This is a genomic window from Mesorhizobium sp. B2-8-3 (genome assembly GCF_006440815.1).
GTDB lineage: Bacteria > Pseudomonadota > Alphaproteobacteria > Rhizobiales > Rhizobiaceae > Mesorhizobium.
Map to the genome: position 1 here is coordinate 96,956 of NZ_VFTW01000009.1, position 22,285 is coordinate 119,240.

At 65.6% G+C, this 22,285-nt stretch carries 24 protein-coding genes; 10 read left to right on the forward strand and 14 right to left on the reverse strand.

The window, feature by feature from the left end; translation table 11 throughout:
- Positions 1–39 precede the first annotated feature (39 nt).
- Entirely contained in the window at positions 40–1,068 is a 1,029-nt protein-coding gene (locus FJ418_RS15955) for a LacI family DNA-binding transcriptional regulator (protein WP_140867319.1), read from the forward strand.
- A 33-nt stretch (positions 1,069–1,101) separates the two neighbouring features.
- Here the strand turns inward: FJ418_RS15955 and FJ418_RS15960 are convergent, their stop codons facing one another.
- The 8 genes from FJ418_RS15960 to FJ418_RS15995 form a co-directional block, all read right to left on the reverse strand.
- Positions 1,102–2,166 carry an ABC transporter ATP-binding protein gene (locus FJ418_RS15960; protein ID WP_140867118.1) on the reverse strand — a complete coding sequence of 355 codons (1,065 nt, stop codon included), beginning with the start codon at positions 2,164–2,166 and terminating at the stop codon, positions 1,102–1,104.
- Positions 2,166–2,954: an ABC transporter permease gene (locus FJ418_RS15965; protein ID WP_140867121.1), complete on the reverse strand. Its 789-nt coding sequence runs from the start codon at positions 2,952–2,954 to the stop codon at positions 2,166–2,168. The genes FJ418_RS15960 and FJ418_RS15965 overlap by 1 nt, the downstream gene beginning before the upstream one ends.
- Entirely contained in the window at positions 2,954–3,823 is an 870-nt protein-coding gene (locus FJ418_RS15970) for an ABC transporter permease (protein ID WP_140783648.1), read from the reverse strand. The genes FJ418_RS15965 and FJ418_RS15970 overlap by 1 nt, the downstream gene beginning before the upstream one ends.
- Positions 3,824–3,849: 26 nt before the next feature.
- Entirely contained in the window at positions 3,850–4,929 is a 1,080-nt protein-coding gene (locus tag FJ418_RS15975; protein ID WP_140867124.1) for an ABC transporter substrate-binding protein, read from the reverse strand.
- Positions 4,930–4,968: 39 nt separating this feature from the next.
- Complete coding sequence (locus FJ418_RS15980) at positions 4,969–5,937, reverse strand: PfkB family carbohydrate kinase (RefSeq protein WP_140867127.1); 969 nt, start codon at positions 5,935–5,937, stop codon at positions 4,969–4,971.
- A complete protein-coding gene (locus tag FJ418_RS15985) occupies positions 5,934–6,965 on the reverse strand; it encodes an ADP-ribosylglycohydrolase family protein (protein ID WP_140867130.1) in 1,032 nt (343 codons plus the stop codon). The genes FJ418_RS15980 and FJ418_RS15985 overlap by 4 nt, the downstream gene beginning before the upstream one ends.
- Before the next feature lie 2 nt (positions 6,966–6,967).
- Entirely contained in the window at positions 6,968–7,693 is a 726-nt protein-coding gene (locus FJ418_RS15990; protein ID WP_140867132.1) for a GntR family transcriptional regulator, read from the reverse strand.
- Positions 7,694–7,786: 93 nt separating this feature from the next.
- Positions 7,787–8,557, reverse strand: coding sequence for an IclR family transcriptional regulator C-terminal domain-containing protein (locus FJ418_RS15995; protein ID WP_140867135.1), 771 nt, complete (start codon positions 8,555–8,557; stop codon positions 7,787–7,789).
- 107 nt (positions 8,558–8,664) lie between these two features.
- On the opposite strand from FJ418_RS15995, the gene FJ418_RS16000 reads away from it, so the two are divergent.
- Genes FJ418_RS16000 through pcaF form a run of 3 tightly spaced genes read left to right on the forward strand, consistent with a single transcriptional unit; the run spans position 8,665 to position 11,528 of the window.
- Positions 8,665–9,522, forward strand: coding sequence for a CoA transferase subunit A (locus FJ418_RS16000; protein ID WP_140867138.1), 858 nt, complete (start codon positions 8,665–8,667; stop codon positions 9,520–9,522).
- Complete coding sequence (locus tag FJ418_RS16005; protein ID WP_140855828.1) at positions 9,519–10,322, forward strand: CoA-transferase subunit beta; 804 nt, start codon at positions 9,519–9,521, stop codon at positions 10,320–10,322. The genes FJ418_RS16000 and FJ418_RS16005 overlap by 4 nt, the downstream gene beginning before the upstream one ends.
- Positions 10,323–11,528 carry a 3-oxoadipyl-CoA thiolase gene (gene pcaF / locus FJ418_RS16010; RefSeq protein ID WP_140867141.1) on the forward strand — a complete coding sequence of 402 codons (1,206 nt, stop codon included), beginning with the start codon at positions 10,323–10,325 and terminating at the stop codon, positions 11,526–11,528.
- 13 nt (positions 11,529–11,541) lie between these two features.
- Here pcaF and pobA read toward each other — a convergent pair whose 3' ends face one another.
- From pobA to pcaD, 6 genes are read right to left on the reverse strand one after another with little or no spacing between them, the layout of a single operon-like run.
- Positions 11,542–12,714 (reverse strand): 4-hydroxybenzoate 3-monooxygenase, encoded by a 1,173-nt coding sequence (gene pobA / locus FJ418_RS16015; RefSeq protein WP_140855832.1) that lies wholly within the window; start codon positions 12,712–12,714, stop codon positions 11,542–11,544.
- Complete coding sequence (locus FJ418_RS16020; protein WP_140856216.1) at positions 12,714–13,766, reverse strand: 3-carboxy-cis,cis-muconate cycloisomerase; 1,053 nt, start codon at positions 13,764–13,766, stop codon at positions 12,714–12,716. Before FJ418_RS16020 ends, pobA begins: the two co-directional genes overlap by 1 nt.
- Positions 13,767–13,777: 11 nt before the next feature.
- Positions 13,778–14,392, reverse strand: a complete 615-nt coding sequence (gene pcaG / locus FJ418_RS16025) for a protocatechuate 3,4-dioxygenase subunit alpha (RefSeq protein ID WP_140855834.1) — start codon at positions 14,390–14,392, stop codon at positions 13,778–13,780.
- Positions 14,392–15,144: a protocatechuate 3,4-dioxygenase subunit beta gene (gene pcaH, locus FJ418_RS16030; RefSeq protein ID WP_181166955.1), complete on the reverse strand. Its 753-nt coding sequence runs from the start codon at positions 15,142–15,144 to the stop codon at positions 14,392–14,394. Before pcaH ends, pcaG begins: the two co-directional genes overlap by 1 nt.
- A complete protein-coding gene (pcaC, locus tag FJ418_RS16035) occupies positions 15,137–15,535 on the reverse strand; it encodes a 4-carboxymuconolactone decarboxylase (protein ID WP_140640091.1) in 399 nt (132 codons plus the stop codon). The genes pcaH and pcaC overlap by 8 nt, the downstream gene beginning before the upstream one ends.
- Positions 15,528–16,364 (reverse strand): 3-oxoadipate enol-lactonase, encoded by an 837-nt coding sequence (gene pcaD, locus FJ418_RS16040; protein WP_181166956.1) that lies wholly within the window; start codon positions 16,362–16,364, stop codon positions 15,528–15,530. Before pcaD ends, pcaC begins: the two co-directional genes overlap by 8 nt.
- Before the next feature lie 68 nt (positions 16,365–16,432).
- On the opposite strand from pcaD, the gene pcaQ reads away from it, so the two are divergent.
- The 6 genes from pcaQ (at position 16,433) to FJ418_RS16070 (ending at position 22,284) form a co-directional block, all read left to right on the forward strand.
- Positions 16,433–17,350 carry a pca operon transcription factor PcaQ gene (gene pcaQ / locus FJ418_RS16045; RefSeq protein ID WP_140640095.1) on the forward strand — a complete coding sequence of 306 codons (918 nt, stop codon included), beginning with the start codon at positions 16,433–16,435 and terminating at the stop codon, positions 17,348–17,350.
- A 181-nt stretch (positions 17,351–17,531) separates the two neighbouring features.
- Positions 17,532–18,848, forward strand: coding sequence for an ABC transporter substrate-binding protein (locus tag FJ418_RS16050; protein WP_140855837.1), 1,317 nt, complete (start codon positions 17,532–17,534; stop codon positions 18,846–18,848).
- Positions 18,849–18,876: 28 nt separating this feature from the next.
- A complete protein-coding gene (locus tag FJ418_RS16055) occupies positions 18,877–19,608 on the forward strand; it encodes an ABC transporter ATP-binding protein (RefSeq protein ID WP_140856220.1) in 732 nt (243 codons plus the stop codon).
- Entirely contained in the window at positions 19,605–20,333 is a 729-nt protein-coding gene (locus tag FJ418_RS16060) for an ABC transporter ATP-binding protein (RefSeq protein ID WP_140783631.1), read from the forward strand. Before FJ418_RS16055 ends, FJ418_RS16060 begins: the two co-directional genes overlap by 4 nt.
- Complete coding sequence (locus FJ418_RS16065) at positions 20,330–21,226, forward strand: branched-chain amino acid ABC transporter permease (RefSeq protein ID WP_140855839.1); 897 nt, start codon at positions 20,330–20,332, stop codon at positions 21,224–21,226. Before FJ418_RS16060 ends, FJ418_RS16065 begins: the two co-directional genes overlap by 4 nt.
- The gene (locus FJ418_RS16070) at positions 21,223–22,284 is read left to right on the forward strand and encodes a branched-chain amino acid ABC transporter permease (RefSeq protein ID WP_140855840.1); all 1,062 of its coding nucleotides are present in this window, start codon (positions 21,223–21,225) and stop codon (positions 22,282–22,284) included. Before FJ418_RS16065 ends, FJ418_RS16070 begins: the two co-directional genes overlap by 4 nt.
- Position 22,285: the final 1 nt, after the last annotated feature.

A 22,285-nucleotide genomic window follows, 5' to 3' on the forward strand; every position in this document is an offset into this window, starting at 1 on the left:
AGCTGCGTGATTTTGATGCTTGCGAATGAGGTGCTCGACGTGCGGTCAACCCTGACAGACATAGCCCGGGAAGCCGGCGTTTCTCCGGCCACGGTCGACCGCGTGCTCAACAACCGGCCAGGCGTGCGCGCCCGCACGCGCGAGATCGTCATCGAGATGGCGCAGCGCCTTGGCTATATCGCCGAAACGCCGAACGGCTCGCCGCAGCGGGCCGTGCCGGGGCAGACGATCAGGCTCGACTTCGCGCTGCCCGCCGGCACCAACTCCTTCATCAAGCTGCTGCACCGGCACATCGAGGCGCAGGCGCTGACGCGGCCCGATCTCGACGTCCGCGTGACCACCATCGAAGGCTTCAACCCCGACCGGCTCGCCCGCCTGCTGCAGGACCTGCATGGCCAGACGCAAGGCGTCGGCGTGATTGCGCTCGACCATCCGACGGTGCGCGAGGCGATCCGCTCGCTGTCGGCCAGCGACATCAAGGTCGTCACCATCGCCTCCGACATCCTGCATGTGCCGCGGGTCGCCTATATCGGCATCGACAATCGCGCCGCCGGGCGATTGGCCGGCTATCTTCTCAACCGCTTCATGGCCGCCGGACGTCCAGGCAAGGTGGCGCTTTTCGCCGGCTCGCTCGCCTATCGCGGCCATGAGGAACGCGAGATGGGTTTCCGCCATATCGTCGCCGAGGAATCTCCCAACCTCGAGATCGTCGAGATGCGTGAAATGCTCGACGACCGCGAAAAGGCCTATTCGGAGGCTTCCGCTTTGCTCGAGCGCCACCCCGACCTCGCCGCGATCTACAATGTCGGCGCCGGCAACACCGGCATCGCCCGCGCGCTGAAGGAACGCGGACGCGCCAAAGAGATCATCTTCCTCGGCCATGAGGTGACGGACGGCACCAAGGAACTCCTGCTCGACGGCACGCTCGACGCGGTGATCGACCAGAACCCGCGCGTCGAGGCCAGGGAGGCGCTCAACATCCTGTCCCACTCGGTCAGGGGGTTGCCCTACGAGCTCCACCAGCCGCGGCTGCAGGTGATCTTCCGCGAGAGCATCCCGGAGATTTGAGCGATCTCAGCCCGGCTGCGAGGATCGGCAGTCTCAGGCCGCGATAAGCACCGTGCTGTCCGGCGACCAGCTAAGAACTACGGGCTGACCTTCGGCAAGCCGCTCGGCGCCCGTGTTCTGGACGATCACTTTCAGCGTCTGGCCGTCGCGGTCGACGAAATAGGTGCTGTTGTTGCCGGCAAAGATGCGTTTCGAGACTTGTCCCTTGAGCGTGTTCGCGTTGCCTTCATCAGCCTTCCCCGCGCCGGTCGAAATCCGGATGCGTTCGGGCCGGACCGCGCAACTCGTCTTGGCCCCGGCCGGCACCGATGCGCCTGTCGATGCCGCGATCGTCGTGCCGTCCGGCAGCTTGATCCCGGAGCCGGTCGCATCGCCGCGAAAAATATTGGCGTCGCCGAGAAAGGTCGCGGCGAACTCGCTTTGCGGCCTGTCGTAGATCTCCTCCGGCGGCCCTTCCTGCACCATCCTGCCGTCGCGCAGGATGCCGATGCGGTCACTCATCGTCAGCGCCTCTTCCTGGTCGTGCGTGACGAAGATGGTGGTGATGCCGATCTCGCGCTGGATGCGCTTCAGCTCGATCTGCATGTCGACGCGCAGCGCCTTGTCGAGCGCGCCGAGCGGCTCATCGAGCAGGAGCACGCGCGGCTTGGTGACGATGGCCCGCGCCAGCGCCACGCGCTGGCGCTGGCCGCCGGAGAGCTGATGCGGCTTGCGCCCGCCAAGCTTGCCGAGTTGCACGAGGTCGAGCGCGCGCTGAACCTCCGACGCGATCGTCGCCTTCGCTTCGCCGCGCACCGACAGGCCGAACGCGATATTGTCGGCGACACTCATATTCGGGAACAGCGCATAGTTCTGGAACACCATGCCGATGCGGCGTTTTTCGACCGGCACGCGCTCGACGCTTTCTCCGCCGATGGCGATGCGGCCGGCGTCCGGAAAGTCGAAGCCTGCGATCTGGCGCAGCAGCGTGGTCTTGCCGCTCCCCGATGGCCCGAGCAGCGCGTAGAAGCCGCCATCGGCGAAATCGATCGACACGTCGTCCAGCGCCTTGTGCGCGCCGAAACTGCGAGAGACGTTCGCGACCTGGACGCCAGCCATTATTTTTCTCCGCCGAATTTGAAGAAGCGCGCCGTGAGCAGCATCAGCGCCATCGACACCACGATGATGATCGTCGAGACCGCGTTGATCTCGGGCGTGAAGCCCTTGCGGATCGCGGCGTAGATTTCGACCGGCAGCGTCGTCTGGCCGGGCGTCGACAGGAAATACGAGACCACGAACTGGTCGAACGACACGGCAAAGGCGAACAGCCCGCCGGCGATCACGCCGGGCATGATCCATGGCAAGGTCACGCGCATGGTCACCTGCCACTGGTTGGCGCCGAGCGAGCGCGCCGCCTCTTCCAGCTCGGGCGCGAAGGTCTGCAGCCGCGCGGAGACGACGACGATGACATAAGGCAGCGCCAGCGCGACATGGCCGAGCAGGATGGCGACAAGCCCACGACCGATGCCGGCGCCGAAGAAGAAGATCAGCATCGCAGTGCCGGTGATCAGCCACGGAATGGCGATCGGCGGGAAGAGCAGTGCCTGCAGCACTTTCTTGCCGCGGAACTCGTATCGATAGAGCGCCAGCGAGGCCATCGCGCCCAGCACGGTCGAGATCAAAGTGGTGATGACGGCGATCTCGATGCTGTTCCAGGTCGCCGCGATCAGCTGGTCGTTCTGCCAGAGCGAGACGTACCAGTCCGTCGTCCACTCGAACGGCAGCTGGTAGAAGGGCGAGGCGTTGAAGGACATCGCCGCCATGATGACGATCGGCAAATAGAGGAAGCCGAGCAGAAGCACGATGTAGAAGCGCCCGAGCCATTCGAGGATGCGTGTCGTCGCCATCAGCCGGCCCTCCGCAGGACCGGTGCCGCCAGCGCCAGGATGATAAGCACGACCGCGAGCAGGATGAAGGAAAGCGCGGCGCCCAAGGGCCAGTTGAACACGGCGACGAACTGGTCCTCGATGACAGTGCCGTAGAAGGTGCCGGTGCGGCCGCCGAGGATTCGCGGCTCCATGAAGGAGCCGACGACCGGCACGAAGATGAGCGCTGAGCCCGCGATCAGGCCCGGCATCGACAGCGGGATGATGACCCGCCACAGTACCTGCCGCCGCGAGGCGCCGAGCGAGCGTCCCGCCTCGATCAGCGAGTCGTCGATGGCCTGCAGCGTGAGGTAGCAGGTCAGCACCATGTAGGGCACATAAGAGTGCACCAGGCCGATGATGACGGCCGGATAGGAATACATGAGATCGATGTTGATCTTGAACGGCAGCACCGCGTTGAGCGCTGTGTCGAGGATGCCGCCTTCGCGCAGCACCATGGCCCAGGAGAATATCCGCACCAGTCCGTTCGACCAGAACGGCAGGATGACGAGCAGGAAGATCGCCTCGCGGCTGCGCCCTTTGAGCACCTTGGCCAGCACATAGGCCGCCGGATAGCCGATGACGACGCACCACAGCGTCACTTCGAGGCCGAGACGCAGCGATGAAAGCAGCAGCCGCGAATAGAGGCTCTGCGAAAAGAAGGCGGCGTAATTGCCGAGGGTGAAGGCCCATTCCTTGCCTGCCAGCGGCAGGTCGGTCATGAAGGAGAAGAACACCATGGCCGACAGCGGCAGGAAGATCGCCACCGTCAGCCACAGATAGGCGGGAAGGAGAAGCGGCAGGGCCGGCTTCAGTCCGCGCCGCGAACCGATCGCAAGCTGGTCAGCCATTTGCCTCTCCTCCCCGAAAGACGTGATTACTTCACGTTGACCTTCAGCTCCTGCCACAGCGCCAGGTATTTCTCGCGCTGCTCGTCGGTGATCGGCGCCTGGAACTGGATGCGCTTGGCGACGTCCGGGCTGCCCATGACCTTGCGGTTGAAGGCGTCCTCCGGCAGCGCATCGACCGCCTTGGTGTTGGCCGAAACCGGCGCGCCGACCTTGGTGACCCACTCGACATAGAATTTCGGGTCGATCATGTAGTTGATGAAGGCCTCGGCTCCGGCGACGTTCTTGGAGCCGACGGGAATCGAGAACGCATCCAGCCAGGCGACCGAGCCTTCCTGCGGGATGACCAGCGAGACCGGCAGCTTGAAATGCGTCTTGGCGCGATCGGCCGAACCGCTCCAATAGGTGCCGATATCGATCTGGTTGGAAGCGACCATCTGGTTCCAGTCGTTTTCCGAGCTCCAGAAGGTCTTGATCTGCGGCATCAGCGAAGTCAGCTTCGCCTTGACCGCTTCCATATCCTTGATGTCGTTGATGTTCTGCCCCGAAGCGAGCGCGCCGAACTGCACCGCCTCGACGGCGTCGTCGCGGATGATGACGCGGCCCTTATGCGCCGGGTCCCACATCTCGGCGATGCTCGTCGGCGGCTTGTCGAAGGACTTGTCATTGATGGCCAGAGCCGTCAGGCCCCAGACCCACGGCACACCATAGACCTTGCCATCATGGTTGAGCATCGGCGAGCCGGCCTTGTCCTTGGCGATGTCGGCATAGTTGGAAAGTTTCGAGACGTCGATTGGCTGGATCAGCTTGCCGGCCATCGCCTGGTCGTTGAAGGCGGCATTGATCATGACGACGTCGTAGAGACCGGGATTGGTGCGGATCTTGGTCAGCATCTCCTGTTCGGAGTTGAAGAAGTCGTTGACCACCTTGAAGCCGGTCGCCTTCTCGAAATGGGCGACCGCCCACGGCTCGTCGGCGCCATAGCCCTTCCAGTTGAGCACATGCACTTCCTCGGCCGCTTGTGCTGCCAAAGGGAATACACAAACCGTGAATGCGGAGACGAAGACGGCGGTGGCCGTCAGAAAAGCGGTCAGTCTGGGCATGCGCATGGTATTTTCCTCTCATTGTTTGCCCGATTGACGGGCTTGTTAAGTCGCTTCCGCCCGGCCAAGCGCGGCCGTCGCTGCGCCGCGCTGGGTCAGGAACTCCTGGATCTCTTCATCGGTCGGCGCCGAAGACCCGCCATGGCGGGTGACGGAAAGGGCCGCGGCGGCGTTGGCGTAACGGGCCGCCTCGCAAGGGCGCATGCCGTGCGACAGGCCACTGACAAAGGCGCCGATATGCGTGTCGCCGGCGCCATTGGTATCGACGGCCTCCACTTCGAAGCCGGGCACCGCGCGGGTACCGCCGTCGGCCATGCGCACCAGGCAGCCATGCGCGCCGGCGCGGATGACGACGCCTTCGGCTCTGGGGCAATGCTCGGCGAGCAACCGGATGGCGACGGTTTGGGCGTCGCCGGCGCCGGCAATCTCTGCGGCCTCGTCGGTGTTGCAGCTCAGCCAGGTCGCGCGCCCCAGCACCCTGTCCAGAATCGGCCGCGGAATATCGGCGATCACCGGCGTCGGATCGAAGACCAAAGGAATGTCGGCCGGCAGCCCCTCGATCCAGTCGGTGAGCGCGTCACGGCTGCCAGGATAGCTCAGCGTGTAGCCGGAGGTGAAAACCCAATCGCCGGGAACGACGTGGACGGGCGCCATCATGTCGAGCGTGAGCCGGCTCTCGGCGCCCGGCCACGAGACGAAGGTTCGCTCCGCGTCGCTGCTGATCATGGCAACACAATTGCCGCTATCCATGAGGGGCGACGGCGGCGTCAGCGCCTCGATGCCTTCTGCCGCGAAGGCGGCGCGCAGGAAGTCTCCGTCCTGTCCGGTGCCGAGCTGGCCGCCGAACACCACCTTCATGCCGGAGCGGCTTGCCGCGACCATCATGTTGAAGCCGCCGCCGGCAACGCGGGCGTAGCTCGTCGCGGTCTTTTCCGTGCCGGCCGCCGGCAAGGCGTCGATGCGGTAGACATAGTCGACCACCGCGCTGCCGACATGGACGAGCCGCCCACTCACGCCGCGTTCTCCTTGCCTGGACCGGTCTTGGCCGTCCGGACCGCGACCAGATCCCCAGCCAGCGCGCGGACATCCGCGATGTCGATGCCATGCAATTCGGGGATGCGATCCTGCGGCAGTCTCGACAGGCCGGCGCAGGCGCCGGCCATGCCGGCGGCAATCGCCCCGATCGTGTCGGTGTCGCCGCCGAGATTGGCCGCGATCACCGCAGCCCGCCATGCATCGCCTTGCGCGACCTCCAGCACCGCGAATGCCGCCGGCACCGATTCCTGGCTGGCGACGCCCGTGCCGACCAGGTCGACGATCAGCTTGATTGCTTCCTTCTCCGCCTTGCCGCGGACAAGCGACTGCGCCCAGAGAATGCGCGCGGCGATGTCGCCGCCGGTGACCCAATGGCCGAGCGCAGCACCAAGCCTCGCAGCGGCTACCGCATGCCCGGAAGCGGCACGCCAGTCGCCACCCGAGACACCGAGGCTGACTGCGGCTGCGACCGCCGCGGCCGAGGCAATGGCTATCGAGGTGTTGTGCGTGGCCCGGCAGGTCTCCGCGACTTTAGCGACGAGCGCGTCGAGCGGCTCCGGCGGCATCATGATGCCGACCGGCGCGATGCGCATTGCCGCGCCATTAGTGTCGCCGCTGCGCCCGGCCTCTTCGGCCGGCACGCCGCTGTTGATGGCGTCGATGGCGCGCTTGGTCGATGGTCCAAGCAGGTCGTAGCTGCCGCGCGCCTTGACGTCGCGCTCCCAGTCGAGCAGCGCGCCGACCCAGCGCGCGTGGTCGAAACGCTCGCCGGACTCGACCAGGATGCGGCCAAGCAGCAGCGCTTGTTCGGTGTCGTCGGTGATCGCGCCGGCCGGCAGTCCCTTCGACACCGGGTGGTCGGCGGCAGGCGCGACGAAATCCTCGACATGACCGTAGAGCTCGGCGATGCGGGCCGGCGACAGAAGCTGCGTCGGCATGCCCAGCGCATCGCCCAGCGCCCCGCCGATCAGTGCGCCCATTGCCCGATCAATCGCGTCGGCCGCCATGCTCAGAACTCCAGGTGAAGCGCGAAATGCGCGGGGTTGAGCAGGCTGGTGACGAATTCGATGGCGCGCCCGTCGGCGGCGCGCGTCAGGCGGCGCGTGCGCAGGAACGGCGTGCCGCGGGCGCAGGCGAGGATCGCGGCGTCGGCCGCGCTCAACATCTCGATGTCGACCCATTCCTCGCCGTGATCGGGCACCAGCCCTGCCCCGCGCAGCGTCTGGTGCAGCGTGCCTTCGCGCAAGCCGCGCAGGGGTATGTCTTCCAATTCGGGCGACAGCGGCAGACGGCTGCGCTCGATCGAGATTGCATGGCCGTCATCGGCATTGGTGCGGGCGCGGTCGACCGCAATGAAGGACGCGCTCTCGACGCCAAGCCTGGCCGCCAGTTCCGCGTCGTCGATGATCTCGAGCCGCAATGTGCGGGTCTCGGCATTGGCGCCCGCGTTGGCAAGCGCGCGCGACCAGCCGATCGCGTCATCGACCGGCATGCCGTCGAAGGTCACGAAGGAGCCGATGCCGACCTTGGTGGTAATCAGCCCGCGGCTCGACAGTTCCTCCAGCCCCTTGCGGACCGTGTTGCGACTGACGGAGAAGCGTTGGACAAGTTCGCTCTCGCTCTGCAGGCGGTCGCCGAAGCCGAGCAGGCCGGAGCGTATCTCATGTTCCAGAACCGTTGCGATCTGCTCGGGCTTGCCCGTGCCGGGAGTGATTTGCATCGCGCGACGAGCCATATCGATACCTGTTCAATGAACCTGTATAATCCTGTTCATTAACGTATCTGAAATGAACCGTCAACGGCCTTCGGCCCAACGGTCGGCTGGTCATCAAACGAAGAAGAATTCCTCGACGCGCTGCTTGGCCTGCCGCAGCGCCGGCAGGATCTCGCGCTCCATCGCCTCGACCGAGAAACGCGCCGACTGGGTCGAGACGTTGATGGCGGCGACTGTGCGGCCGGCGCGATCGACGATCGGCACCGCGATCGAGCGCAGGCCGAGTTCCAGCTCTTCGTCGACGACGGCGAAGCCCTCCGCCCTCGCCTTGTCGATGGCCTTGCCGAGCGCGGCGCGGCCGGTGATCGTCTTCGGCGTCCGCCGCTCGATGGACGCTTCAGCAAGGAAAGTCTTCAAATCATCCGCCGGCAGGCCGGAAAGCAGCACCCGCCCCATCGACGTGCAATAGGCCGGCAGCCGCGTGCCGACGTCGAGCGCCACGCTCAGGATACGCCGTCCAGGGATGCGCGCCACATAGACGACGTCCTCGCCCGACAGCACGGCCGCGTTGCAGGCTTCGTCGAATTTGCCGGCCACCTCGCGCATGACAGGCGCCGCGAAGGTCCAGAGCGAAGCACCGCCGAGCCAGGTCCGCGCGACGGTCAAAAGGCGCGGCGACAGCGAAAACAGCCGGCCGGATTGCGTCGCATAGCCCGTCGCGACCAATGTCAGCAGAAAGCGCCTGGCCCCCGCTCGCGTGAGATCCGCCTCCTCTGCCATCTCGGTCAGCGTCATGCCGGCCGGGTGGCGCGCGAGGATTTCCATCACCGCCAGGCCACGCTCCAGCGAACCGACATGGTCGCGTGAAATTGCTTCCTCTTCCACGAGCGGCCTCCAGGCCGGCGTTGACTCAATGCAAAGGTTGGAGTTAAAAGTATCTCATATAAAACATATGTTCGCAATACGAACTTTTCGCACCAAGGAGCCCGGAGATGGTCAAGTTCCTGCCGCTGAAAGAGGCGGTCGCGGAGAATCTGCATGACGGCGACACCGTCGCTTTCGAGGGGTTCACGCATCTGATCCCGACCGCTGCCGCGCATGAGGCGATCCGCCAGGGCTTTCGCGACCTGACGCTGATCCGTATGACGCCCGACCTGATCTACGACCAGATGATCGGCATGGGCATGGCGAAGAAGGTCGTCTTCTCCTATGTCGGCAATCCGGGCGTCGGCCTGCTCAGGCGCGCCCGCGACGCCATCGAGAACGGCTTTCCCCGCGCCATCGAGGTCGAGGAACACAGCCACGCCGGCATGGCCAATGGCTATGAGGCGGGCGCCGCCGGCCTGCCCTGCGCGGTGTTTCGCGGCTATCGCGGCGCCGGTCTCGCCGCGGTCAATCCGAACATCAAATCCGTGACCTGCCCCTTCACCGGCGAGGTGCTTGCCGCCGTTCCGGCGATCCGGCCCGACGTCACCTTCATCCATGCGCAGAAGGCGGACCGGAAAGGCAACGTGCTGGTCGAGGGCATTATCGGCATCCAGAAGGAGGCCGTTCTTGCCGCAAAGCGCGCCGTGGTGACGGTCGAGGAAGTGGTCGACAATTTCGATGACCTCCACCCCAATCTTACCGTGCTGCCGAACTGGACGATCGCGGCGATCTCGGTCGTGCCGGGCGGCTCGCACCCCTCCTACGCGCATGGCTATTACGAGCGCGACAACGCCGCCTATCTGGAATGGGACGAGATCGCCGCCGACCGCGACCGCTTCCAGGCCTGGATCCAGAAGAACGTCATCGAGAGCAGCGCGGACGACTTTGCCGGTCGCGTCGAGCATCTGAGGAAAGCCGCATGAGCGACGCGAAGGATATGGGCTTCACCCCAAACGAGATGATGACGATCGCCGCCAGCCGCGCGCTGAAAAGCGACGATGTCTGCTTCGTCGGTATCGGCGCGCCGTCGGCCGCCTGCAATGTCGCGCGGCTGACGCATGCTCCCGACATCACCTTGATCTACGAAAGCGGCACCATCGGCACCGCGCCCGACGTGCTGCCGCTCTCGATCGGCGACGGCGAATTGTGCGAGACCGCGGTCACCACGGTCGCGGTGCCGGAGATGTTCCGCTACTGGCTGCAGGGCGGCCGTATCTCGATCGGCTTCCTGGGCGCCGCCCAGCTCGACAAGTTCGGCAACATCAACACCACGGTCATCGGCGACTACGCGCATCCCAAGACCCGCCTGCCCGGCGGCGGCGGCGCGCCGGAGATCGCCACCTCGTCGAGGCAGGTCTACATCACCATGGCGCAGTCGAAGCGCGGCATGGTCGAGAAGATCGACTTCTTCACCTCCTTCGGCCATGGCGACGGTGGCGACCACCGCAAGCGCCTCGGCATCGACACGGCCGGCCCGACTTTGCTGATCACCGACCTTGCCATCTGGAAGCCGGACCCGGTGACCAAGGAATTCACCGTCGTCTCGCTGCATCCGGGCGTCAGCCGCGAGCAGGTGCAGGAAGCCTGTGGCTGGACGGTCAAGTTCGCGCAGGCCCTTGACGAGACGCCGGCGCCGACAGAACTCGAGCTGAAGACATTGCGCGACCTGCAGGCCCGCACCAAGGCGGCGCATCAAGGGGCCGCCAAAGGGAAAGCTGCCTAGATGACCGAAGCCTTCATCTGCGATTACATCCGCACGCCCATCGGCCGCTTCGGCGGCGCGCTGTCCTCCGTCCGCGCCGACGATCTCGGCGCGATTCCGTTGAAGGCGCTGGTCGGGCGCAATGCCGGCGTCGACTGGGCGGCCGTCGATGACGTCGTCTATGGCTGCGCCAACCAGGCCGGCGAGGACAATCGCAATGTAGCGCGCATGGCGCTGCTGCTTGCCGGCCTCCCGCAGGACATTCCAGGTTCGACCGTCAACCGTTTGTGCGGCTCGGGCATGGATGCCGTCACCATCGCCGCGCGCGCCATCAAATCAGGCGAGGCCGAGCTGGTGATTGCCGGCGGCGTCGAATCGATGAGCCGAGCGCCCTTCGTCATGCCGAAGGCCGACACCGCCTTCTCGCGCAACGCCGAGATTTACGACACCACCATCGGCTGGCGCTTCGTCAATCCGCTGATGAAGACGCTGTATGGCGTCGACTCCATGCCGGAGACCGGTGAGAACGTCGCCGAGGATTTTTCCGTCAGCAGAGCCGACCAGGACGCCTTCGCGGTACGCAGCCAGGACAAGGCGGTCGCCGCGCAAGCCAATGGCCGGTTGGCGAAGGAGATCGCGCCGGTGACCATCCCGCAGAGGAAAGGCGACGCGATCATCGTCGTGAAGGACGAACACCCCCGCGCGGGCACCACCATCGAGACGCTGGCCAAACTGCCGACGCCGTTCCGCCAGGGCGGCAGCGTCACCGCCGGCAACGCTTCCGGCGTCAATGACGGCGCTGCTGCCCTGATCATCGCGTCCGAGGCAGCCGCGAAGAAGCATGGCCTGACGCCGATCGCCCGCATCCTCGGCGGTGCCGTCGCCGGTGTGGCGCCGCGCATCATGGGCATCGGACCGGCGCCGGCCACGAAGAAGCTTTGCGCCCGCCTCAGCCTGACACCCGAACAATTCGATGTCGTCGAATTGAACGAAGCCTTCGCCTCCCAGGGCATTGCCGTGCTCCGCCAACTCGGAATTTCCGAGAAGGCGGAGCATGTGAACCCCAACGGCGGCGCGATCGCGCTCGGCCATCCGCTCGGCATGTCCGGCGCCCGCATTACCGGCACGGCGGCGCTCGAGCTGCGCGAGCGCGGCGGCAAGCGCGCGTTGGCCACCATGTGCATCGGCGTCGGCCAGGGCATCGCCATCGCGTTGGAGCGGGTCTGACCGCCCAGGCGGATCAATAGGGCAGACCGACGTAGTTTTCGGCCATTGCCGTGGATGCAGCCTTGGAATGCACGAGATAGTCGAGCTCGGCTTCCTGGATGCGTTGGCCGAACTCGCCTGTCTCGGGAAAACGGTGCAGGATCGTCGTCATCCACCAGGAGAAGCGCACCGCTTTCCAGACTCGCGCCAGCGCTTTTGACGAATAGGCGTCGAGCCCGGCCTCTGACTTCCCGTTGTAGAATTCGCGAAGTCCAGCAAACAGATAGCGCACGTCGCTGGCAGCGAGGTTGAGGCCCTTGGCGCCGGTCGGCGGCACGATATGGGCGGCGTCTCCGACCAGGAACAGCCTGCCGAAGCGCATCGGCTCGGCGACGAAGGAGCGCAGCGCCGCGATCGACTTCTCGAAGGACGGCCCAGTGGTGACGGCGGCCGCTATCCGCGGCGGCAGGCGTCCGCGCAACTCGTCCCAGAAGCGGTCGTCGGACCAGGCCTCGACGCGCTCATCGGCGGGAACCTGCACATAGTAGCGGCTGCGCTGCGGCGACCGCATCGAGCAGAGCGCAAAACCGCGCTCGTGATTGGCATAGACCAGTTCGTGGTCGGCCGGAGGCACCTCCGCCAGCACGCCCAGCCAGCCGAATGGGTATTGCCGCTCGAACGTCTTCAGCGCGCCTTCCGGCACCGATTTGCGGCTGACGCCGTGGTAGCCGTCGCAGCCGGCGATGAAGTCGCAGTCGATACGATGCGTGAGGCCGTCCTTGTCGTAGGTGACGAAGGGCGACGCGCCGCCGAAATCATGCAGCGCGACATTCGATGTTTCGAAGACGGTGGGGAGTCCCGCCGCTTCGCGCTTCTGCATCAGATCGAGCGTCACTTCGGTCTGGCCATAGACGGTGACATGCTTGCCGCCGGTAAGCGTTGTCATGTCGATGCGATGCGCGCGGCCATCGAAGGCGAGCGAGATGCCGGCATGCGGCAGGCCCTGGGCGTGCAGCCTGTCCGCCGCGCCCGCGTGGCCGAGCAGGTCGACCGTGCCCTGTTCGAGCACACCCGCGCGCACACGTCCAAGCACATGCTCGCGGCTCGACCGTTCAAGCATGATCGTCTCGACGCCAATGGTGGCGAGCAACTGACCGAGCAGCAGGCCGGACGGTCCGGACCCAATGATGGCGACCCGTGTGCGCATCAATGACCGAGGCTCTCGATCTGTCCGGCCAACTCGGCCGCAAGCCTGAGCGCGGCCGCGGTCGCCACGACCATCTGCGGCAGGATGAGCCATTCCAGCGTCCAGGCCGCGCCCGAGCGCTCCTGCTCATGCACCAGTGCCTGATGCATCCCGGAGAGCTGCGTGGCGTTGAAGCGCGCCAGCGCCACCAAAGCTTCCGCCTTCACCGGATTCTGCTTGTGCGGCATGGCCGAGGAACCGCCGCCGCCGGACAGCTTGATCTCGGAGCCCGTCTGCGCCATCAGCGCAACGTCCTGTCCGAACTTGCCGAGGCCGCCGGTCGCCAGCGACAGCCAGCCGGCGAATTCGGCAAGCGTATCGCGCTGGCTATGCCATTGCGGCGCATCGGCAAGACCGAGCTTGGCGGCGAGCGCGGCGCGCACCGCGCCGGCCTTGCCGCCGAGCTTTTCCAGCGTGCCTGCGGCGCCGCCGAACTGAACCACTAGCAACCGACCCGAGAGCTCTTTCAAGCGTTCCTGGTGACGCTCAAGCGGCACCCGCCACGAAACGACCCGATCGCGCGCAGTTATTTGTATTGCCGGCTGCATGCGCGTCGTCGCCATGAGCTCGCGGCTCCCGAAGTCCAGTTCCAGCCCGGTGAGGCGCACGATGTTCTCGCCGAGCAGCAGGCCGATATGGTCGACCGCGCCGCGCAGCCTGAGCACCAGCGCGCTATCGATGACATCCTGGCTGGTCGCGCCGAAATGAACGTGCGTATCGTGCGGCGCTCCGACAGCAGCCTTGATCTGGCGCACCAGTTCCGGCACCACGACGCCATCCTTGGCGACGCCCGCCTTCAGCTTGGTCGTATCCGGCCGGAACGATCCCAGTGCTTTCACGATCGCTGCCGCGGCATCACGTGGAATGACGCCGCATTCGGCTTCCGCCTCGGCCAGTGTCCGCTCGAAAGCGAGCATCGCAGCGATGTCGGCTTCGACGGAGAAATACCTGGCCGCCTCTTCGTCGCCGAGCAGGCCGGAAAGCAGCGGGTGATCGAAGGGCGAAACGGTCATGGCGGCCACGGTCAGCTGTCGAAGAAGACCGTCTCCTTTTCGCCCTGCAAATGGATATCGAAGACGTAGGTATTGCCCTGACGCTCGGCGATCAGCGTCGGCACGCGCAGGCGATGCTCGATGCGCGCAAGGATAGGGTCCGCGGCATTGGCCTTCTCCTCGTCGGAGAAGTAGAGCCTAGTGTGCAGGCCGATATTGATGCCGCGTGCCACGATCCACAGCGTGATATGCGGCGCCATCGGCCGCCCGTCGCGGAACGGTACCCGACCCGGCTTGATCGTCCGGAACAGGCAGACGCCCGTTTCCATGTCGGTCGGCTGCCGGCCCCAGCCCTGGAAGTTTGGATCGGCGGCGCCGCGCATCTCGGCCGGTGAGTTGTAGATCCCCTCGGCATCCGCCTGCCAGATCTCGACCAGCGCGTCCTTGAGCGGCGTGCCGGTGCCGTCGAGCACGCGGATGCGCAACTCGATGCGCTCGCCCTTGGTCTCACCGTTGACCATCGCCGAACCGAGGTCGCTCGCATAGACGCCGCCTATACCGCAGAAATTGGGCGTCAGCCCGATATGCACATAGGGTCCAGCGGTCTGCGAAGGGCTCTCCTTCAGCCGGTTGAGCGACTGCGTCATCAATTGCCCTCCGGCCTGTTCTCGAACAGCGTCGAGCGCCGCCCGCGCAGCACGATGTCGAACTTGTAGGCAAGCGCGTCCATCGGGATGGTCGACTGCATATCGAGCGCCGCGATCAGCGCCTCGACCGCGACCTTGTTGGAAATGCCGCCGACGATCGGACAGCGCCAGATCAGCGGATCGCCCTCGAAATACATCTGCGTGATCAGCCGCTGCGCGAAGCCGTGGCCGAACACGGAAAAATGGATGTGCGCCGGCCGCCAGTCGTTCGGCCCGTTCGGCCAGGGATACGGTCCGGGCCTGACGGTGCGAAACGCGTAGCCGCCGTCCTCGCCGGTGATGGTGCGGCCGCAGCCGCCGAAATTCGGATCGAGCGGCGCAAGATATCCGTCCTTCTTGTGACGGTAGCGGCCGCCTGCATTGGCCTGCCAGAATTCGAGCAGCACGCCAGGAACGCCCTTGCCGCGCTCGTCCAGCACGCGTCCATGAACGATGATGCGCTCGCCGATGGCGCTCTCGCCGGGTCTGGCGAAATTGTGGATCATGTCGTTGTCGAGCTCGCCGAGCATCGCGTGCCCGAACACCGGGCCGGTCAATTCCGACAGCGTGTTGTCGAACGACAGCAGCGCTTTCTGCGGCGAACGCAGCACCGAGCTTTTGTAGTTCGGCGTCAACGCTGGCGGATGCCATTGGCGGTCGCGCTGGAAGAAGGCGCCGGCTTCCGGCGCCTGGTTGGAGCCGGTCTCAGCCATGATCGGCTCCGTCCATCTGCGCGAACACCTGCTTGGCGATCTTGAAGGCGCGGTTGGCGGCCGGCACGCCGGCATAGATCGCGACATGCAGGAAGGCCTCGCAGATGTCGTCGCGCGAGGCGCCCGTATTGGCGGTGGCGCGCACATGCATGGCCACTTCCTCGTCATGGCCGAGCGCTGCAAGCAGCGCCAGCGTCACGATCGAGCGCTCGCGCTTCGACCAGCCGGGTCGCGCCCATACCGTTCCCCAGGCGGCTTCGGTGATCAACTGCTGGAAGGGCCGGTCGAAATCGGTCGCTGCATCCTCGGCGCGGTCGACATGCGGACTGCCGAGCACGGAGCGGCGGACCTCGAGCCCGGTACGGTAGCGGTTCTTCGTGACATCATCCATGAGCAGACTTTCCCTCAGGCAATGAGGCGACGAAATCGCGGATCAGAGTGACGAGCGCTTCGGGCTGCTCGATACACGGGATATGCGCGGCATCGCGGATCACTTCGAAGCGTGCGCCGGGGATCATTCCGGCCAGCGAGCGGACAAGATCCGGCGGCGTCGAACCGTCCTGGTCGCCGACGATGCAAAGCGTCGGCACCGCGATGCGTCGCGCGCTGTCGGTGAAATCGGCATCGCGCACCGCCATGCATGTGCCGATGTAACCAGGCAGTGCCTGCCTGGTCAGCATGTTGCAGCAGCCGGCCAGGTCCGCCGCACGCTTGGCATGGAATTGCGGCGTGAACCACACTTTCATGATGCCTTCGGCGATCGCCTCGATGCCGTCGCGCTCGACAGTCGCGATGCGCGTGTTCCAGCTTTCGGCGGTGCCGATCTTGTGCGCCGTGTCGCTGAGGATCAGAGCCTCTACACATTCGGGATGGCGGGCATAGAGCCGCTGCGCAATCATGCCGCCGACGGACAGGCCGAAGAGCACGACCTTGTCGAAACCGAAATGGTCGATGAGGGCTGCCAGATCATCAACATGGTCGTCGATGGAACGTACGCCGCCGCCGAAGTCCGACAATCCGTGGCCGCGCTTGTCGTAGACCAGCATCGGCATTTCACCAGCAAGCCGCGCGACGACGTCGTCCCAGATGCGGAAATCGGTGCCCAGCGAATTGATGAAGACGATCGGACGCGACGTGCCGGGCGCCTCGATATGGCGGTGGTGCAGCGTGACGCCGCCTATGCTGACGAATGGCACGATTTCGATCCTCCGAAGCCACATTGCACGAGCGGTTTGGTTCGGTAAAATGATATTTTGCGGCGTTTCATTAACTCTGAGGTTATCGAACCATGGCCGAAAGCCGGATCCGCTTCCGCCATCTTCAGGCGTTTCTCGAAGTCGCGCGGCAAGGCAGCGTCGCGCGCGCGGCCGACTTCCTGCATGTCAGCGCGCCGGCCGTGACCAAGACCTTGCGTGAGCTCGAAGAAGCGCTCGGCATAGCCGTGGTCGAGCGCGACGGGCGCGGTATCCGTGTCACGCGTCTCGGCGAAATCTTCCTTGGACATGCCGGCTCGGCGATTTCGGCGCTGAAACGCGGCGTCGATTCCGTGCGCCAGGACGGCGCCCTCAATCGCGACCCGATCCGCATCGGCGCGCTGCCGACCGTATCGGCGCGGGTCATGCCGCTCGCCATGAACCTGTTCCTCGAGGAAAACACCGGCGCCGCGCTCAAGATCGTCACCGGAGAGAATGCGGTGCTGCTCGAACAGCTGCGCGTCGGCGCGCTCGATCTCGTCGTCGGCCGCCTCGCGGCGCCGGAGCACATGACCGGCTTCTTCTTCGAGCACCTTTATTCCGAGCAGGTGCTGTTCGTGGTGCGGGCCGGACATCCCCTGGCCGAGCCGGACGCCGACATCTTCGCGCGGCTTGACGAGTTTCCCGTCCTGATGCCGACGCGGGAATCCGTCATCCGGCCTTTCGTCGACCGGCTTTTCATAACCAACGGCATGACTGCGCCGGCCACGGAAATCGAAACCGTTTCCGATTCCTTCGGCCGCTCCTTCATGCGCCAGAGCAACGCGGTATGGATCATCTCGGCGGGCGTGGTCGCCAACGAGATCGCCAGCGGCGCCTTCGTCGCCTTGCCGGTGGATACGGCGGAGACCAAGGGGCCGGTGGGCCTGACCATGCGCACCGACACCGCGCCCTCACCCGCCTTCACCATCCTCTTGCAGACGATCCGCGAGGCAGCACGGCACCACGCCTGACGATCGGCCTGTCGGTTCGAATTCCACTAACCCAGGGGTTAATGAAACACCGTAAAATATCATTTTACCGAACCAAACCGCTAGTGCAATGTGGCGTTCGGAGGATCGAAAGCCGTGCCGTCCGGCCGCAAACGGAAGACCCGTTTGCCGCCGCGTCGAACGGCGACTGAGGGAGGAGCAGATGTCTCATATTATCGGCAGCAAACCCGCTCTGTCGGGCATTTCACGGCGCCAGTTCATCGCCACTTCGGTGGCCGGCGGCGCGGCGCTGGCATTCGGCCGCGGCAGGGCCTTCGCGCAAGCCGCCGACACGCTCAAGGTCGGCTTCGTCAGCCCGCGCACCGGCCCGCTCGCCGGCTTCGGCGAGACCGACGGCTACGTGCTGGATCTTGCCCGCAAGGCCCTGGCCAACGGTATCGAGCTTGGCGGCAAGAAATACAGCGTCGAGATTGTCGACCAGGACACCCAGTCGGATCCGTCCCGCGCCGGCCAGCTCGCCAAGGACCTGATCAACAACCAGGCGATCGACCTGATGCTCGCCGTCTCGACGCCGGAGGTCATCAATCCTGTGGCGGACGCGTGCGAGGCGGCCGGCGTGCCTTGCCTGTCGACGGTCATGCCGTGGGAGGCCTGGTATTTCGGCCGCGGCGCCAAGCCGGGCCAGCCCTCGCCGTTCAAATGGACCTATCATTTCGGCTTTGGCGTCGAGGAATTCTTCAAGGCCTATATCTCGCAGTGGAACCTGATCGAGACCAACAAGAAGGTCGGCGTCATGTATCCCAACGACGCCGACGGCAACGCCATCCGCGCCCATCTGGCGCCGTTGCTGGCCAAGCAGGGTTTCACCATCGTCGATCCCGGCGCTTACGAGACCGGCACCACCGACTATTCCTCGCAGATCGCGCTGTTCAAGCAGGAAGGCGTCGAGATCTTCAACTCCTTCCCGATCCCGCCCGACTTCGCCGCCTTCTGGCGCCAGGCCGCGCAGCAAGGCCTGACCCGGCAGATCAAGATCGCCCAGGTCGCCAAGACCGGCCTGTTCCCGTCCGACATCGAGGCGCTCGGCGACCTCGGCATGAAGATTTCGAGCGCCGCCTATTGGCACAAGGCTTTCCCCTACAAGTCGTCGCTGACCGGCGTTTCGGGCACCGAGCTTGCCGATGGCTATGAGGCGGCGAGCGGCAAGCAATGGACGCAGCAGCTCGGCGCCTCGATGTCGTTGCTCGATGCCGGCTTCGCAGCTCTTAAGGCAAGCGCCAACGCCAAGGACAAGGCGGCTGTCGCCAAGGCGCTGAGCACGCTCAAGACCGAGACCATGGGCGGCAAGGTCGACTTCACAAGCGGCCCGGTCCCCAATGTCTCGCCCGGCCCGATCATCGGCACGCAATGGGTCGCCGCCAAGGAAGGCTCGAAATTCCCGCTCGACTATGTCGTGACCGAAAACGCCACCGACCCGAACGTGCCGGTCGAGGCCAAGCTCCAGCCTTACAACGGCTGATCTGTCGAGGGACCGCATCGTGAACGCCATGCCCAACGGTGCGATCCTCAGCGCCGCCGGCATCCACAAGCGCTTCGGCGCGCTTGTGGTGCTCGACCACATCGACTTCGCCATGGGCGCCGACGAGGCGGTCGGCATCGTCGGCCCCAACGGCGCCGGCAAGACCACGCTGCTCAGCGTGCTCTCCGGCGCCTATCCGCCGAGCGCCGGAACGATCGCCTTCAAAGGCGATGACGTGACCGCCTTGCCGGCAACGCGGCGCTGCCGGCTGGGCCTGGTGCGCACCCACCAGGTGCCAAAACCCTTCGGCGGCATGACCGCTTTCGAGAATGTCTTCGTCGCTGCCTCGCACGGCGCCGGGCTCGGCCGCGACGAGGCCTATGACGAAGCGCTCGGCTCGCTGAGGCTGTGCGGCATGCTTGGCGTCGCCAACCGGCGCGCCGAGACGCTCGGCCTGCTCGACCGCAAGCGGCTGGAACTGGCGCGCGCACTCGCCGCAAAACCGACGCTGCTTCTGCTCGACGAGATCGGCGGCGGCCTGACCGACGGCGAGGCCAGCGAACTCGTCGAGACCATCCGCGAATTGCGCCGCCGCAAGATCGGCATCGTCTGGATCGAGCACATCGTCCACATCCTGTTGCAGGTGGCCGAGCGGCTGATCTGCATGGATGCCGGGAAGGTCATCGCCGACGGCGAGCCGCAGGCGGTGATGGCCGATCCGCAGGTGATCAGCGCCTATCTCGGCGGAGGCCCGAAATGAGCCTGCTGTCGGTCGAGGATCTCGTTGTCCGGCATGGCCTGCTTCAAGCAGTGCGCGGCGTCAGCTTCGGCGTCGAACGCGGCGAGACGCTGGCGCTGGTCGGCGCCAACGGCGCGGGCAAGACGACATTGCTCAGGGCAATTGCCGGCGCGCATCAGGCAGCCTCCGGCCGCGTGGTCTTCGGCGGCGCCGACCTTTCCGGCGTGCCTTCGCATGAACGTGTCCGCAAGGGCATCGCCCTGGTGCCCGAGGGCCGGCGGCTCTTCGTGCAGATGACGGTCGAGGAAAACCTCCTGCTTGGCCGCAGCGCCGGTCGTCCCGGCGAGTGGAGCGTCGAGCGCGTGCTCGAAACCTTCCCCAACCTCAAACCGCGCCGCCACGCCAAGGCCGGGCATCTCTCGGGCGGCGAGCAGCAGGCGACGGCGATCGGCCGCGCGCTGATGAGCAATCCCGACCTCCTCCTGCTCGACGAAGTCTCGCTCGGCCTGTCGCCGCTGGTCGTCGACCGCGTCTACGCCTCGCTGCAGGGGCTGATCAGTTCCGGCACGACGATCATCCTCGTCGAACAGGATCTCAACCGCGCACTCTCCGTCTCCAGCAAGGTCATCTGCATGCTGGAGGGCCGGATCGCGCTCGCCGGCGACAGCAAGACCGTTTCGCGCGACGAGGTGACCAAAGCCTATTTCGGCCTGCACCGGAAAGGCGCCACAGGCGTGCCGGCATGATGAACCAGATCGTCCAGGGCATCCTGCTTGGCGGCTACTACGCGCTGATCGCCTGCGGCCTCTCCTTCATGTTCTCGGTGATGCGCATCATCAACCTGGCGCATGGCAGCCTCGCCGTGCTGTCGGCCTTTGCGCTATGGCTGCTCGCATCGCGCTTCCACATCCCGCCCTTCCTCGGCTTGCTCATCGTGCTGCCGTTGATGGCCGCGATCGGCTGGGCCTTGCAGCGCTTCCTGCTCGAGCGCAGCGCGCGCGGTGGCGCGCTGCTGCCGATCCTCACCACCTTCGGTCTCGCCATCGTCATCGACAATGTGCTGTTCGAACAGTTCGGCGCCGACACGCGCTCGCTGGCGCCTTTCATAGGCAGCCTGTCCTACGATTCCTGGGAATGGCCGGGCAGCATCTATGTCGGCAAGCTCGCGGTCATCATCTTCGTCGCCGCCGTCGTCCTGCTCGGCGGACTGCAGTTGTTTCTGACCCGCACCGGGCTCGGCCGCTCGATCCGTGCGACTTCGGAAGACCCGGATACGGCGGGGCTGGTCGGCGTCGATGCGCGCCGCGCCAACGCCATCGCCGCGGCGATCGCCATGGTCACCGTCGGTCTCGCCGGCGCCTTCCTCGGCATGCGCGCCACCTTCGATCCCTATGCCGGCGCCACGCAACTTCTGTTCGCCTTCGAGGCGGCCGTCATCGGCGGCGCCGGTTCGCTCTGGGGAACGCTGATCGGCGGCATCGTCCTGGCGCTCGCCCAGACGCTCGGCGCCAAGATACATCCGCAAGGTTTTCTCATCGGCGGCCATGTCGCTTTCCTGATCGTTCTGTTCATCCGCCTCTACACCTCAGGTCTCGGCCTGCGCGGCTTGCTGCGCATCTCCATGGGGAAGGCATCATGAGCGCCGCCTCCCCTGTCATCGAGCGCGGCACCGCCGCCTCGCGCTTTGCCGGCATCGGCGTGGCGGCCGTCATCCTGCTGCTCGCCATCGCGCCGCAGTTCCTGTCCGCCGGCGCCGTCGACCGCATGACCGCTTTGTTCATCTATGTGATCCTCGCCGCCATGTGGAACGCGCTCGCCGGCTTCGGCGGACTGGTGTCGGTCGGCCAGCAGGTGTTCTTCGGGCTCGGCGCCTATTTCGCCATCCGGCTCGCCAATGCCGGGCTCAATCCGTTCGTCTCGCTCTTCATCTCGGCGGTCATTGTCGGCGCGGTGTCCTGGCCGATCTCGCTGTTCATGCTGCGCTTGAAGAATGGCGAGTTCGCCATCGGCATGTGGGTGATCGCCGCCCTTACTCACCTGCTCGTCAATCTCGATCGGCTGATCCAGGGCGAGACCGGCACGTCGCTGATCTCGCTCAACGTCTACGATGCATCGACACGCAGGCTGACCATCTACTGGCTGGCGCTGGCATCGATGACGGCGCTGCTCGCGATCCTCTTCGGCCTGCTGCGCGGCAGCACCGGTGCGGCCATCCGCGCCATCCGCGACAATGAGGATGCGGCAGCCTCCGTCGGCGTGCGCGTCACCGGCACCAAGCGGCTGCTCTTCGTGCTCGCCGCCTTCGGCATCGGCGTTGCCGGCGCGCTGTGGCTGGCGACCGCGATCACCTTCCAGCCAAAGACCTATTTCAGCGTGCAGTGGACGGCCTACATGATCTTCATGGTGCTGGTCGGCGGCATCGGCACCTTCGAAGGCGCCATCCTCGGCGCGCTGCTCTTCTTCCTCATCGAAACCTGGTTCGGCGGCACCGGCGTCTGGTACCTGATCGGGCTCGGCGCTACGGCGCTCGTCTTCTCGCTGCTCTTGCCGCGAGGCCTCTGGGGCACGCTCGAGGAGCGGTTTGGCTGGCGCCTGCTGTCGGTCGGCTACCGCGTCAGGCTTCCCGCGGGGGCATCAAATCCGACCGGCGAGATTGCTTCGCCGCTGCAGACCACCGATTCTCGGGAGAAGGCATGAG